Here is a 13,198-nt window from a genome sequence, read left to right as displayed (position 1 = left end):
TAGAAAAAGACAAATATTACAAAGTGATATCGTTTTCCAAATAAACGACTTCCCCTTCGAATATTAGGCCTTGACCATTAGTCATCTCGACCATCCACTCTTTAAAAACTTCTTTTTGTGCCTCCTCAACATAGGATTCAATTTCCACTTTATCCATGTAGTGAATTTCCTTCAGCTCATAAACGGAGGATCTGAGTTCGTTTTCCACTTTTCCAAGCAGAGTATAATCGATTATTGTGTGCATTACCAGCATAAGTTTCCGTTCAGCAATGCCTGTCGCTGCCAGTCCATCTGACGTAGCTTTTCCATATGCACGGATCAGACCGCCAGCACCCAGCTTGATGCCCCCAAAATAACGGGTTATAACCACAACGGTGTCTTTTAGATGTTTCTTTTTTAGAACCTCGAGAATCGGCACACCGGCAGTGCCGCTTGGCTCGCCGTCATCATTGGCTTTTTGGATTTGATCATTTTCGCCAATCATATAAGCCGAGCAATTATGTGTTGCGTTCCAGTTCTTCTTTTTGATCTTTTGGATGAATTCCTGTGCTTCTTCCTCTGTTTCTGCTCTTTCAATATATGCAATGAACCGCGATTTCTGAATCTCGATTTCATGTTCTCCATAACCTTTTACCGTATAGTAACTTGGAAGCAAATCTGGCTCACCTCTCTCGAAAATTTCCCAACACTATATTCGACATCGTTTGTATGTTCGACACGGGTACTTAGTGCTACAATTCATTATAAGTTGACGGCAATCGGGGGACAATGGTGTCTTATGATTGTAATATAACTTTAATACTGTAAATGGGTACGAATGGTATAATAGGTAGTGGTCTGACAAGCCCTAATTTGTTTTTGGAAAAATGTTTTTATTTTAAACCTGGAGTTTAGCTCCTAAAATAATAGGATATAAGACTTAGAATGAAAAATCAAATCTATGTCTTTCTATCGATTTTAAGCAAAAATGGCATGATTTTCTTGTTGAAAATTAGTAACAAATTAGTTTTCAAGTTAAAATATCTTTAGTGCCGCCCTTGGGGGAGTTTACATGGCGATTAAAAAATTCGACACGAAAGCCCTCGATCTGATATTAGAAAAGATGATCGAAACTGTTGGAGACAGCAAGGATGAAATCTTCCGTATAGGTGAACAGTGCCGGACGGATTATGAGTCTATCACCAACGAATTAAAAGAGATTAAGAGGAAGGTCGCACAGATCATTAATGATGGCGACAAGCTGGATGCACAGGTAAGGAGGGCGAGGCTGCGACTTTCGGAAGTAAGCAAGCATTTTAAGGACTATTCCGAAGCTCAGGTTCGCGAGGCGTATGAAGTAGCCCACAAGCTCCAAATGGATCTGACAATGAACAGGCAATTGGAAAAGCAACTGCGTGAAAAAAGGGATGATCTTGAGCGACGGCTGATTGGATTGAATGAAACGATTGAGCGAGCCGATCATCTTGTATCACAAATTTCTGTGGTCATGAACTACATGATGAGCGACATCAGGAAAATGGGAGAAGCCCTTGAAACCGCTAAAGAAAAGCAGGATTTTGGGCTGAAGATCATTGAAGCACAAGAAGATGAACGAAAACGGCTTTCCCGTGAAATCCACGATGGACCTGCTCAGATGATGGCGAATGTGATGATGCGTTCTGATTTGATTGAGAGAGTTTATAAAGAGCGTGGTGCGGACGAAGCAATTCGTGAAATTCGAAGTATGAAGAAAATGGTCCGATCAGCATTGTATGAGGTCAGAAGAATCATTTATGATTTGAGGCCAATGGCTCTTGATGATCTTGGACTGGTTCCTACCCTCAAAAAGTATTTGCAGACAATCGAAGAGTATCATAGGATAACCAGAATCGAATTCACTAATATCGGTGAGGATAAAAGACTGCCATCTAAGTATGAAGTAGCACTTTTTCGGATGATTCAGGAATCTGTCCAAAATGCATTAAAGCACGCGGAAGCAACCTCAATTCAAGTAAAGCTGGAGATAAAGAGAGATCACGTAATGGCAGTCATAAAGGATGATGGCAAAGGCTTTGATATAAATGAGAAGAAACCTGAGTCATTTGGTCTTCTTGGAATCAGGGAAAGAGTTGAACTTCTTGAGGGAGAGCTTACCATCCATTCAAAAATTGGCACTGGGACACTGGTCATTATCCAGGTTCCGATGAATTTGTAAAAGAACTGCTAATATAGAGAAAAATAGAGATAGAAGCCATAAGGGAGGCGAATGCTATGACAACAAAGATTGTCATTATTGACGACCATCAACTTTTCAGAGAAGGGGTAAAACGGATTCTGGACTTTGAACCGACATTTGAAGTCGTTGCTGAAGGGGACGACGGCAGCGAAGCCACTACGTTAGTGGATCAATACCAGCCAGATGTTGTCATAATGGATATCAATATGCCAAATATGAATGGTGTCGAGGCAACAGCTGAATTGATTGAGAAGTATCCTGCTTCTAAGGTCATTATTTTATCGATTCATGATGATGAGAACTATGTTACTCATGCTCTTAAAACAGGTGCGACTGGTTACCTTTTAAAAGAAATGGACGCAGATGCCTTGGTTGAGGCTGTTAAGGTCGTCGCTGACGGTGGTTCTTATTTGCACCCTAGAGTTACTCACAACCTGGTAAAAGAATACCGCCGACTGTCAGCTGATGAAAACAGTGGTGACAAGTACATATCGCAGGTTGAAATTCGGCGCCCGCTGCATCTGTTGACTCGACGTGAGTGTGAAGTTCTTCAGCTTCTAGCAGATGGAAAGAGCAACAGGGGAATTGGCGAAGCGCTTTTTATTAGTGAGAAGACAGTAAAGAACCATGTAAGCAACATCTTACAGAAAATGAATGTTAATGACCGTACTCAGGCTGTAGTCGTAGCGATCAAAAATGGCTGGGTAGAAGTAAGATAATCTTAAAGAAACCACATTTGTCGAATCGGCAGATGTGGTTTTTTGTCGATTACTGCAGTTTGGTGTTGGAAAAATACGACGAAAAAACCACCAGAGATTTACAAAAACTTAATGAAATCCGATATAATTAAGGAACAATAAATCGAAGGGGTGGTCAACATATCTTCACTATGGGAACTGACAGATGAAAAGTTAATAGAAGCTTACCATAAGGCTACTCTATTAAACTTAGATGAAAATTTTATTGAAATGCTAATAGAAGAAATTGATAACCGAGGAATAGAGAGCTTTAAAATTGAATATGTTTCTTAAATTTTTGACACTGTGCAAGCGATTGCCAGTGTTTTTTTGATTGAATCACTGAAGTGTCACTTCAAATATAGGTGAGATAAAAGAAGAATTAAGAGTCCTGAATGTAAGGGGTAATTCGCAAGACAGAATATATACAAAAAACATCACTGCCAATTTCTTTTTACAATCTCTTTATCAAAATAGTTTTCCTGAAAGAATGCATTTTATAAGAAGTTCATATAAAATGGGATTGTACTGACTGTAGAGAAAAACATAAGGATGGTAATATAATAATGAAAACGGCAGTTGTAACGGATAGTACTGCGTACATCCCGAAAGAGTTGCGGGAGAAATGGAATATCCACATGATTCCGTTAAGCGTGATATTTGATCATGAGACATATAGAGAAGAAATAGACATCAATGCGGAAGAGTTTTACGAGGAAGTCAAGCAGCGCGAGCTACCGACGACGTCAATGCCTCCGATTGGCGAGTTTGTCGAGCTTTTTGAAAAACTGGCCAAAGACTACGATTCGGTCATCAGCATCCATTTGTCCAGCGGGATCAGCGGAACCTATCAGGGTGCGGTGAGTGCGGGCGAGATGGTTGAGGGTATTGAAATATACCCCTTTGATTCTGAAATCAGTGCGATGGTGCAGGGGTTTTACGCCCTGGAAGCCGCTAAGCTGGCGGAGCAGGGTGTTGATCCTGGGAAAATCATTCAGCGATTGAATGAAATGAAAGAGTCAATCTGTGCTTATTTTATTGTGGATGATTTAAGCCATCTTCAACGCGGCGGACGGTTGTCCAGTGCCCAGGCGTTGATTGGAAGCCTGTTGCAGGTGAAGCCGCTGCTCCATTTTGAAGATAAAAAAATCGTCCCCTTTGAAAAGGTACGTACGCGTAAGAAGGCAATGAACCGTGTTGTTGAATTGCTAGCCGAAGATGCAGACAGTGGCGGTGAATACCGTGCAGTTGTGATCCATGCCAATCGTGAAGCAGAAGCACTTGAATGGAAAAGCGAGCTAGAGGCACAGTTCCCGAATGTAGAATTCATGTTAAGCTATTTCGGTCCGGTCATCGGAACCCATCTTGGTGAAGGTGCCATGGGAATGGGTTGGTATAAGAAATAAACTCGGAGAAGTTATTACAACAATGCTAAAACGCCATTTCCGTATTTGGAGGTGGCGCTTTTATTCATTATCCACATAATAATAGTAGTTATCAACAAAATGATCCACTTACTAACAATGTTTTTACCCCTCAACCGCATCTATCCACAATAATAAACGCTTACATCAGTAGAACCAAAAAGTTACCAACAAATTAACCCACATTACCCACAGAAAAACACCATTATCCACATATTAATCCACATAAGGTCGTGATTAACTTTGAATCACTCAATTAAAGATATCCCCAATTCTAAAAATTTTGTTGATGAACAGGAACTTACTATTGCGAATATACCTCGTTTTTCATCGCAATCCACAAGTCCAACTTATTATGAACTTCAGAGATTGTTGACTGGCAAACAACTGCTGTCAGAGGAATTGTCTATTCCTATGGACCAAATCCAACAGTTCCATGCACATGGTTATCTAGCTTACAGGAACGGAATCATTCGAAAGCCGCTTTCGTGTACAAGGTGCGGCACAACTGATCCTTCCTGGTTTGCGGAGTTCCCTTGTTCACGATGTGGAAAAGTGGAACTGTATTGCCGGAAGTGCTTGATGATGGGCAGGATTAGTGAGTGTACACGATTGATCAGTTGGTCAGGGCCGGAGCTGGAATTTAAGATTATGGATAAACCACTACTTTGGGATGGTGTTTTATCAGAAGGTCAGGATGCTGCTTCTAATCGAGTGTCGGTTGCTGTGGAAAACTCAGCCGAGCTCCTTGTCTGGGCAGTTGCAGGAGCTGGTAAGACAGAAGTATTATTCGCCGGCATAGAAAATGCTCTATCCACGGGTATGCGGGTTTGTATAGCTACGCCAAGAACAGATGTGGTCTTGGAACTGGCACCCCGCTTGCAAAAAGTGTTTCCGGAAATAACGGTGGCCGTTCTCTATGGCGGCAACGAAGACCGCCATGAATATGCCCAGCTCACTATTGCTACCACGCATCAGCTACTCCGCTTTTACAAAGCATTCGATGTTATGATTGTCGATGAAGTCGACGCCTTTCCATATTCAATAGATGAAACCCTCCAATATGCAGTCCAGCAATCAAGGAAGCCTGAATCCTCGTTAATTTACTTAACGGCAACACCGAACAAGCAATGGCAAAAGGAATGCCGCACGGGAAAAAGAAACTACGTCACGATTCCTGCCCGCTTCCATCGCCAGCCATTGCCGGTACCTCAGTTTGTCTGGTCCGGTAATTGGGAGAAGCAACTGAAAAAAAGAAAGCTAACCACTTCGATAAAAAAATGGATAGAACCCAGATTGGCCAGCGGAAAGCAGGCGTTGATTTTTGCCCCGAAAATAGCCGTAATGGACAAGATCCTTAACATCCTTCGCGCAATGAATCCTCTTATTGAATCCGTCCATGCTGAAGACCCAGATAGAAAAGAAAAAGTATTGAGGTTCCGAAATAAAGAAATTCCTATTTTGCTGACGACAACTATTCTGGAGCGGGGTGTTACAATCCCCAATATCGATGTCGCGGTAATCGGTGCAGAGGACAGGATTTTTACCGAGAGCGCCCTTGTCCAGATTGCTGGCCGGGCAGGGAGGAGTGCGGAATATCCTACGGGCGACGTGACCTTTTTTCATTATGGCAAAACAGAAGCGATGATCAGTGCCCGCAGACAGATTGTGATGATGAACAAGGAAGGAATCAAGAAAGGGTTGATTGATGTATGAGTCATTGTTTATTATGCCATAAAGAATTGGAAGCGGTATTATCGTGGCAAGCCCTTTTTAGTAAAAAAGAAAGCTCTAATATTTGTGAAGAGTGCAAGGGAAGCTTTGCGCCAATAACAGGTGAAATGTGCGACATATGCGGCAGGCCATTTGCCTTTTTGGAACTGGAATACCGTTCGGGGAATATGTGTATGGATTGCAGGCGGTGGGAGGAAGATGAAAATTGGCGTGGCAGTCTTGAGCAGAACCGCTCGCTGTATCGTTATACTGATTTTACAAAAGATGTTATCGCAAAATTCAAGTTCAGAGGAGACTATGTTGTGGCAGAGGTTTTTGCTGAAGATCTCCGGCGGGCTTTGCAAGATATTCAATATGATTATATTGTCCCTGTCCCGCTTAGTGTCGAACGACTTCATGAGCGAGGCTTCAATCAGGCTGAAGCACTCATCCGTGCAGCAGGATTCAAATCCACCCAATTGCTCTCCAGAATGCATACAGAAAAACAGTCAAAAAAATCTCGTGCGGAAAGAATTCATGTAGAACAAGTTTTCAAACTTCAAGCAGACATTGATATCAACAGTAAAAAAATCTTGTTGATTGACGATATATATACTACAGGCTCAACGCTGAGACATGCAGCCAAAATATTAAGAGATAACGGGGCGGCGAAGGTGTTTTCATTCACTTTGGCACGCTAGATAAGATATGATTGAAGGAGGAAGGACAGTGGACCTTCAAAATTGTCCAAAATGCGATACACTCTATGTAAAAAATAAATTTCGAGATGTATGTGAAAAATGCTGGAAAGAAGAAGAAAAAGCTTATGACTTAGTTTCCAAGTTCATGAGAAAACGTGAGAATAGAGCGGCAACAATCCTGCAGGTTGTAGAAGCAACAGGCGTTTCTGAAGAGTTGATCTTAAAATTTATCAAAGCGGGCAAGTTCCAGTTGACCCAATTTCCAAACTTCGGTTATCCATGTGACAAATGTGGAAGTATTATACGAGAAGGCAGGCTCTGTGCTTCCTGTGCAAGCAGTTTAAAAGCGGATTTAAAAACTGTGGAATATGAGGAACAACGAAAGAAAGAACTGGCAAAACGCGCGACTTTTTTCACACATCGAGGTTAGGTGAAAAGAATCATTAAATATCGGCGAATAATTGCCGATAATAGAAGTAGAAATCGTTCTGAAAGTGAGGTTTAGGCGATGAAAATAAACAATAATTTTGGCCCGTCAGGAATCAATCCATATAAACGCCAAATGACTAAACTAGATGCAGCAGCTGCTGCCCAAAACAAAAAGGCTGATAAAGTTGAAATTTCTTCAACTGCCAAGGAAATGCAGCAACTTTCCCAGGTATCTGTGGAACGCAAACAAAAGGTTGAGGAATTACAAATCCAGGTGGAGAACGGCACGTATAAACTGGATTCAAAAGAAACAGCCAAAAGCATCATCAATTTCTATCGTAATAAATAGGAAAAATACTCGTCTAAGTGACGAGTGTTTCTTTATGCCTAATAAGGAGGGCAGTCGATGTCTGTTGAATCATTGATAAGCATCATGAAGAAATTGCACAAAGTGCATAAAAGTTTTTACGAATTGACCTTAAAAAAGACCGATATTGTGAAAAAAGGAGATACGACTGCCCTCGATCAGCTGTTAAAGGATGAGCAAGCCCATATGGCAGCAATCAATAAGCTAGAGAAAGAACGTGCCGCCGTATCAAATGAGATTTTACCAGGAGCATCTTTACAGGGAATTGCTGAAGCAAATCCTGCAGGAAAAGAGCAGCTTTTACAGATAAAAGAAGAATTATTAAATGTTATAACTGAAATCAAGGCGCGCAATGAACTGAATCAGCAGCTTATCCATCAATCACTGCAATTCATCAATTTTTCCAAGAGCCTTGTGATGCCTCAGGAAAAAGAGATTAACTACGGACCGCCAGCAGGCAAAAAAATAAAGCCTGGTCAATCGCCGGGAATGTTCAACTCAAAAGCATAATATTTGGAGGAACGAAACATGCGTTCAACCTTTATGGGATTAGAAACAGCGCGCCGCGGAATGTTCACGCAGCAGAGCGCTTTGCATACAACAGGACATAATATTTCGAATGCCAATACTCCAGGCTATACACGTCAGCGCATTAACTTTGAGCAGACAGAGCCTTATCCTAACGCTTCACTTAACCGTCCACAGATTCCCGGACAGGTTGGAACAGGCGTCAAGGCTGGGTCGATTCAGCGTGTGAGGGAAAGTTTCCTGGATATTCAGTACCGCAGCGAAAATAATAAGCTGGGATATTGGGAAACGAGGGCAGAGGCGTACACAAAACTTGAAGAAGTGTTGAATGAGCCTTCAGAATCAGGACTTGCTAAAACAATGGACCAATTCTGGCAGTCGCTGCAGGATTTAGCTGTAAACCCAACTAATCCGGGTGCTCGTTCGGTAGTACGCCAACGTGGAATCGCGGTAGCTGAAACATTTAATTATCTGCACAATTCTCTTTCCTCTATTCAAAGAGATTTAAAGAATGAGATTTCTGTTACGGAAAAAGAAATTAATTCTTTAACATACCAGATTAGTAAAATCAATGGTCAGATCGCTGACGTCGAGCCGCATGGTTACTTACCTAACGATTTATATGATGAACGTGATCGATTGATTGACCAGTTGGCTTCAATAGTGAATATTAAAGTCGATTACACAAACTCTGGTGGCGGCTCACTTAAAATGGCGGATGGACAAGCGGTCATCAAAATGGTCAGTGACAGTGGTAAAGAGTTGGGTATTCTGGTAAGTGGCGACCGTAATAATAATGTGACTGTAAACTTTGATGGTGCTGATGAATCGGTTAAGTCGGTTTCCATCGGCAATTCGAAATTCGACTTTACAGAATTGAAATCAACAGGAAAGCTTAAAGCCCTAGTAGATTCCTATGGTTATGAAGAAAACGGAAAAGTAGTAGGCGTTTATCCTGATATGATGAAAGAATTAGACAGTCTGGCTTTTACCTTCGCTACAGAGTTCAATAACGTCCACAAAGATGGAATGAGCCCGAATGACATTGCCAATCAGACGAAGGCTGGTAATCCATTCTTTGCTGATTCCGAGAATGCTGACCTCCAACGTAAAGGATTCGCAAGCAGGATACAGCTGGCGGATGCAATCAATCAGAGCCTGGATAATATCGCAACAGCTGATGGCACAGATATTGCGAACGCAACCATTGGTGATTCTACGAATATCTTAAAGCTTGCAAATATCATTAATGATAAGTTTGATTATGCCGGAGACAACGAACAAGCAAACTTCCGGAATTACTATGAAGGTGTAATCGGCGGCATGGCGGTTAAGTCGCAAGAAGCTGTTCGACTAACACAAAACAGCGGCTCCCTCAGAGAGTCAGTGGAAAATCGACGAAAGTCAGTGAGTTCTGTTTCTTTAGACGAAGAAATGACAAATATGATCCAGTTCCAGCATGCCTACAACGCATCAGCCCGGATGATCACCCTCCAGGACGAAATGCTCGATAAAATCATCAACGGCATGGGAACCGTAGGAAGATAGGTGAAATGAAATGCGCATAACACAATCAATGCTTTCTTCCAATTCGCTAAGAAACTTAAGCGAAAGCTATCGTCGAATGGGGCAATATCAGGACCAGCTGGCGACGGGGAAAAAAATCACGAAGCCTTCCGACGATCCAGTTGTGGCGATGAAAGGGATGTTTTATCGTTCTGGATTGACTGAAGTGGAGCAGTATAAGCGGAACCTTTCTGAACTTTATTTGTGGATGGAGAATTCTGAGGCTGGGATTGAACAGGCGAATAATGGGCTGCAACGTGTGCGTGAGTTGGTCATTCAGGGGAAGAACGGCGCACTAAGTCCAAGTGACCGGGAAGCTGTTTCAAGGGAAGTAGAACAGATTAAAGCGGATTTAGTGCAAGTAGCGAATACACAGGTTTCTGGCCGGTACATATTCCATGGTACTGATACAGATAATCCGCCTGTTCCAGTAGAAGACCCGCCGACAGTAGCAGTGAACTTATCCGATCCATCTCTCAATAATTATAAAGTTGAAGTTTCTCCGGGAGTTTCGTTAAGAGCAAATATCAATGCAGCAAATGTTTTTAATCAGGAATTGTTCAATGTTGTTCAGGAAATTCAAACTGCATTGGAAAGTGACCAGCCAGCTGAATTGGACAACTTGTTAGACCGTTTAGATAAAACTATGGATACTCTCTCCTCAGAACGCGCAGAATTAGGAGCCCGATATAACAGGCTTGAAGTGATCGATTCTCGACTTGGCCAACAGGAAGTCATGGCGAATAGAGTGCTGTCTGATAATGAAGATGCCGATATTGAAAGAGTCATTACAGATTTAAAAACGCAGGAAAGTGTACACCGAGCAGCTTTGGGAGTTGGTGCCCGAATTCTTCAGCCAACACTTTTAGACTTTTTAAGATAAGCTATTCTCACTGGGAATAGCTTTTTTTACTAGGAGGAAGGTAGAGAAAATGCAAGTCCCGCAAATTCGTATCCAGTCAACACCTGGGAAAATTGAAATCAACACGATTAAGGCCAATTTAAAGATGGAGCAGCCAAAGGCGGAATTGAGCATTGAGCAGCCAAAAGCAGAACTTACAATCAACAGTACTCCCTCCAGGCTAACAATCGACCAATCAAAAGCCCGCGAGGACATGGATTTAAAGAGTATATCAAAAAGAATTGAAGATGCAGCGGCACAGGGCTATCAGGATTTATTGGCGGGTATTGGCCGCGTCTCCCAGGATGGCGATGAGCTCATGATGATTGAGAACGGGGGGAATGCAATCGCTGCACAGGCTAAGCGGAACAGCGAGTCTCCAATGCTTGACTTTAATATTGGCTGGATACCATCAGCTGGCTCAGTGAAAATTAATTATGACCCCGGGAAAGTAGATATTAACTGGAAGGTAAATAAGCCTGTTATCAATAGCCAGACGAATAAACCAATCATCAACTATACCCCTGGGAAAGCGGAAATTACAATGAAACAATATCCTTCGTTAAAAATCGACTTTGAAGGGTAAAGGATTCTAGCTAAAGGAATGGTGAGATATGAAAATTGGAACAAAATATCATGGCGATGTAGAAATAAATAATAATGAAGTGCTTGCCTTTGACAAGGGAATACCGGGCTTTTTGGATGAAAAGCAGTTTGTGCTGCTTCCTTTATCCGAAGACAATATTTTTTATGTGTTGCAGTCGGTTGCTACTCCTGCGCTTGCGTTTATTTTATCCAATCCTTTTAATTTCTTTAAAGACTATGATTTTAAATTAGAAGATACTGTAGTAGAGGAACTCGGTATAGAAACAGAACAGGACGTTCAGGTGTACTCTATCTTAACTGTCCACGATCCTTTTGAGAAAACAACATCGAACCTTCAGGCTCCAATCATTCTTAATGTTAAAAATTATAAAGCGAAACAAGTAATCCTGCATGAAGAGCAGTATTCTACAAAGCACCCAATTTTCGAAAAAACAAAAGCGAGAGGGTGATGAGAAATGTTAGTACTGACAAGGAAAAATGGAGAGACGATAAAAATTGGCGATGACATAGAAATCACAGTGATCTCCTCGAAGAATGATCAAGTCAAAATTGGTATAAATGCACCAAAGAATATTGAAATATTCCGGAAAGAAGTACTGGATCAAATCCAGAGTGAAAATGAAGAAGCAGCAAAGGATATTTCCTCTGTACTCGACTTTATGAAAAAGAAATAAAAAAGAAAAAATTATAAAAAACTATTAAACAATTTTTCCTCCAGACGATAAAACTATTGTAAGAGAAATAAGGGCGGCCGACCTTATCACTCGGACAAAATAAAATCTTGTTCACATGGATGTGAACACCAAATTCAAGGAGGAAAAAACACAATGAGAATCAATCACAATATCGCGGCTCTTAACACTTACCGCCAATTGAACACTGCAAACGGTGCTCAAGGAAAATCAATGGAAAAATTATCTTCAGGTCTTCGCATCAACCGTGCTGGAGATGACGCAGCTGGTCTTGCTATTTCTGAAAAAATGCGTGGACAAATTCGCGGTTTGGATCAAGGTTCAAGAAATGCCCAAGACGGTATCTCAATGCTACAAACAGCTGAAGGAGCACTTAACGAGACTCACTCTATCCTTCAACGTATGCGTGAACTTTCAGTTCAAGCTTCAAGTGACACTAACGTTGTGGAAGACAGAGCTGCAATTGATGAAGAATACCAGGCATTAGTTACAGAAATCGACCGTATTTCTGATGAAACTGAGTTTAATACTCAAAAACTTTGGGATGGATCTACTGGACAAGTTGACTTTCAGGTAGGAGCTAATGTTGGTCAGATTATCTCTTATACTTTCTCTAATGCTGATTCAACAACGCTAATGGTTGCCGTTGGAGATTTAACAACTAAAGCTAATGCCCAAACTGAACTTGCTGCAATCGATACTGCAATTGAAACAGTATCAACTGAGCGAGCAAAATTAGGTGCGACTCAAAACCGTTTAGAACATACAATCAACAACCTGAACACTTCTTCTGAAAACTTAACTGCTGCAGAATCACGTGTACGTGACGTTGATTATGCTTTAGCTGCTTAAGAGCAGTGACAAGCACAGTCGTCCTGGCTGGTAACGGCCAGAGATCATGATCGGGTGAATTGCTGGAAACCCCTTATAGCTTTTCTTGCCACAACGTAGCCGGAAACGGCAGGCGTGATGGCTTGAAAAAAGAAAAGATTGGGCAATCAGCAGCCAAGCTCCTGGCTCGAAAGAGTGGAGAAGGTTCAACGACTAGGATAAACCATCTAAGGCGGTAGCTATGATGATGAAATCCATAGGTGAAGCAATGACCATCAGCATTGCGAATCCGAAGTGCCCGACCCCTACTAGTTTATTAGAGGGTGAAGATATAGTCTGGTCATTTGTGAAAGCAAATGTTCGCACGATGGCGAAAGAAATGATGGAACAAACTAAGAATTCAATTCTTTCTCAAGCAGCACAAGCTATGTTGGCTCAAGCAAACCAACAGCCACAAGGAGTTCTTCAACTTCTTCGTTAATTTTTAC

General features: G+C 41.7%; 17 protein-coding genes. 16 read left to right on the top strand and 1 reads right to left on the bottom strand.

Features of this window, described 5'->3' with window-relative positions; translation table 11 throughout:
* Positions 1 to 16: 16 nt before the first annotated feature.
* The gene (locus QNH36_RS21735) at positions 17 to 655 is read right to left on the bottom strand and encodes a YigZ family protein (protein WP_283904198.1); all 639 of its coding nucleotides are present in this window, start codon (positions 653 to 655) and stop codon (positions 17 to 19) included.
* 396 nt (positions 656 to 1,051) lie between these two features.
* On the opposite strand from QNH36_RS21735, the gene QNH36_RS21730 reads away from it, so the two are divergent.
* The 16 genes from QNH36_RS21730 to QNH36_RS24015 all read left to right on the top strand — a co-directional run bounded on the left by QNH36_RS21730 (position 1,052) and on the right by QNH36_RS24015 (position 13,191).
* Positions 1,052 to 2,194 (top strand): sensor histidine kinase, encoded by a 1,143-nt coding sequence (locus QNH36_RS21730; protein ID WP_283904197.1) that lies wholly within the window; start codon positions 1,052 to 1,054, stop codon positions 2,192 to 2,194.
* 56 nt (positions 2,195 to 2,250) lie between these two features.
* Entirely contained in the window at positions 2,251 to 2,934 is a 684-nt protein-coding gene (locus QNH36_RS21725) for a response regulator (protein WP_283904196.1), read from the top strand.
* Positions 2,935 to 3,084: 150 nt separating this feature from the next.
* Positions 3,085 to 3,246 (top strand): sporulation histidine kinase inhibitor Sda, encoded by a 162-nt coding sequence (gene sda / locus QNH36_RS21720; RefSeq protein WP_283904195.1) that lies wholly within the window; start codon positions 3,085 to 3,087, stop codon positions 3,244 to 3,246.
* Positions 3,247 to 3,518: 272 nt separating this feature from the next.
* Entirely contained in the window at positions 3,519 to 4,358 is an 840-nt protein-coding gene (locus QNH36_RS21715; RefSeq protein ID WP_283904194.1) for a DegV family protein, read from the top strand.
* A 432-nt stretch (positions 4,359 to 4,790) separates the two neighbouring features.
* On the top strand, positions 4,791 to 6,092 hold the full coding sequence (locus QNH36_RS21710; RefSeq protein ID WP_283905450.1) for an ATP-dependent helicase ComFA: 1,302 nt from the start codon (positions 4,791 to 4,793) through the stop codon (positions 6,090 to 6,092).
* Positions 6,089 to 6,790 (top strand): ComFC family protein, encoded by a 702-nt coding sequence (locus QNH36_RS21705; protein ID WP_283904193.1) that lies wholly within the window; start codon positions 6,089 to 6,091, stop codon positions 6,788 to 6,790. The genes QNH36_RS21710 and QNH36_RS21705 overlap by 4 nt, the downstream gene beginning before the upstream one ends.
* Before the next feature lie 28 nt (positions 6,791 to 6,818).
* Positions 6,819 to 7,220 carry a TIGR03826 family flagellar region protein gene (locus tag QNH36_RS21700; RefSeq protein ID WP_283904192.1) on the top strand — a complete coding sequence of 134 codons (402 nt, stop codon included), beginning with the start codon at positions 6,819 to 6,821 and terminating at the stop codon, positions 7,218 to 7,220.
* 78 nt (positions 7,221 to 7,298) lie between these two features.
* Positions 7,299 to 7,568 carry a flagellar biosynthesis anti-sigma factor FlgM gene (gene flgM / locus QNH36_RS21695; protein ID WP_283904191.1) on the top strand — a complete coding sequence of 90 codons (270 nt, stop codon included), beginning with the start codon at positions 7,299 to 7,301 and terminating at the stop codon, positions 7,566 to 7,568.
* Between the two features lie 57 nt (positions 7,569 to 7,625).
* Positions 7,626 to 8,096, top strand: coding sequence for a flagellar protein FlgN (locus QNH36_RS21690; RefSeq protein WP_283904190.1), 471 nt, complete (start codon positions 7,626 to 7,628; stop codon positions 8,094 to 8,096).
* Between the two features lie 18 nt (positions 8,097 to 8,114).
* Positions 8,115 to 9,662 (top strand): flagellar hook-associated protein FlgK, encoded by a 1,548-nt coding sequence (gene flgK / locus QNH36_RS21685; RefSeq protein WP_283904189.1) that lies wholly within the window; start codon positions 8,115 to 8,117, stop codon positions 9,660 to 9,662.
* Between the two features lie 10 nt (positions 9,663 to 9,672).
* Positions 9,673 to 10,563, top strand: coding sequence for a flagellar hook-associated protein FlgL (gene flgL / locus QNH36_RS21680; protein ID WP_283904188.1), 891 nt, complete (start codon positions 9,673 to 9,675; stop codon positions 10,561 to 10,563).
* Between the two features lie 49 nt (positions 10,564 to 10,612).
* Positions 10,613 to 11,167, top strand: a complete 555-nt coding sequence (locus QNH36_RS21675; protein ID WP_283904187.1) for a DUF6470 family protein — start codon at positions 10,613 to 10,615, stop codon at positions 11,165 to 11,167.
* A gap of 28 nt (positions 11,168 to 11,195) precedes the next feature.
* On the top strand, positions 11,196 to 11,636 hold the full coding sequence (gene fliW, locus QNH36_RS21670) for a flagellar assembly protein FliW (protein WP_283904186.1): 441 nt from the start codon (positions 11,196 to 11,198) through the stop codon (positions 11,634 to 11,636).
* A 6-nt stretch (positions 11,637 to 11,642) separates the two neighbouring features.
* Positions 11,643 to 11,861 (top strand): carbon storage regulator CsrA, encoded by a 219-nt coding sequence (gene csrA, locus QNH36_RS21665; protein ID WP_283904185.1) that lies wholly within the window; start codon positions 11,643 to 11,645, stop codon positions 11,859 to 11,861.
* Between the two features lie 153 nt (positions 11,862 to 12,014).
* Positions 12,015 to 12,731: a flagellin N-terminal helical domain-containing protein gene (locus QNH36_RS21660; RefSeq protein WP_283904184.1), complete on the top strand. Its 717-nt coding sequence runs from the start codon at positions 12,015 to 12,017 to the stop codon at positions 12,729 to 12,731.
* A 220-nt stretch (positions 12,732 to 12,951) separates the two neighbouring features.
* Complete coding sequence (locus tag QNH36_RS24015) at positions 12,952 to 13,191, top strand: flagellin (protein ID WP_481825290.1); 240 nt, start codon at positions 12,952 to 12,954, stop codon at positions 13,189 to 13,191.
* The last annotated feature ends 7 nt before the right edge of the window (positions 13,192 to 13,198 follow it).

Source organism: Mesobacillus sp. AQ2, from assembly GCF_030122805.1.
Lineage (GTDB): Bacteria > Bacillota > Bacilli > Bacillales > Cytobacillaceae > Mesobacillus > Mesobacillus oceanisediminis_A.
The sequence above is the reverse complement of the archived record's forward strand: the minus strand, read 5'-3'. Positions and strand labels throughout refer to the sequence as shown.

What these genes read in the sequence shown, in the direction of transcription:
- QNH36_RS21730 (WP_283904197.1), top strand. Translation starts at nt 1,052, where the DNA reads ATGGCGATTAAAAAATTCGACACGAAAGCCCTCGATCTGATATTAGAA.
- QNH36_RS21725 (WP_283904196.1), top strand. Translation starts at nt 2,251, where the DNA reads ATGACAACAAAGATTGTCATTATTGACGACCATCAACTTTTCAGAGAA.
- QNH36_RS21715 (WP_283904194.1), top strand. Translation starts at nt 3,519, where the DNA reads ATGAAAACGGCAGTTGTAACGGATAGTACTGCGTACATCCCGAAAGAG.
- QNH36_RS21710 (WP_283905450.1), top strand. Translation starts at nt 4,791, where the DNA reads ATGGACCAAATCCAACAGTTCCATGCACATGGTTATCTAGCTTACAGG.
- QNH36_RS21705 (WP_283904193.1), top strand. Translation starts at nt 6,089, where the DNA reads ATGAGTCATTGTTTATTATGCCATAAAGAATTGGAAGCGGTATTATCG.
- flgM (WP_283904191.1), top strand. Translation starts at nt 7,299, where the DNA reads ATGAAAATAAACAATAATTTTGGCCCGTCAGGAATCAATCCATATAAA.
- QNH36_RS21690 (WP_283904190.1), top strand. Translation starts at nt 7,626, where the DNA reads ATGTCTGTTGAATCATTGATAAGCATCATGAAGAAATTGCACAAAGTG.
- flgK (WP_283904189.1), top strand. Translation starts at nt 8,115, where the DNA reads ATGCGTTCAACCTTTATGGGATTAGAAACAGCGCGCCGCGGAATGTTC.
- flgL (WP_283904188.1), top strand. Translation starts at nt 9,673, where the DNA reads ATGCGCATAACACAATCAATGCTTTCTTCCAATTCGCTAAGAAACTTA.
- QNH36_RS21675 (WP_283904187.1), top strand. Translation starts at nt 10,613, where the DNA reads ATGCAAGTCCCGCAAATTCGTATCCAGTCAACACCTGGGAAAATTGAA.
- fliW (WP_283904186.1), top strand. Translation starts at nt 11,196, where the DNA reads ATGAAAATTGGAACAAAATATCATGGCGATGTAGAAATAAATAATAAT.
- csrA (WP_283904185.1), top strand. Translation starts at nt 11,643, where the DNA reads ATGTTAGTACTGACAAGGAAAAATGGAGAGACGATAAAAATTGGCGAT.
- QNH36_RS21660 (WP_283904184.1), top strand. Translation starts at nt 12,015, where the DNA reads ATGAGAATCAATCACAATATCGCGGCTCTTAACACTTACCGCCAATTG.
- QNH36_RS24015 (WP_481825290.1), top strand. Translation starts at nt 12,952, where the DNA reads ATGATGATGAAATCCATAGGTGAAGCAATGACCATCAGCATTGCGAAT.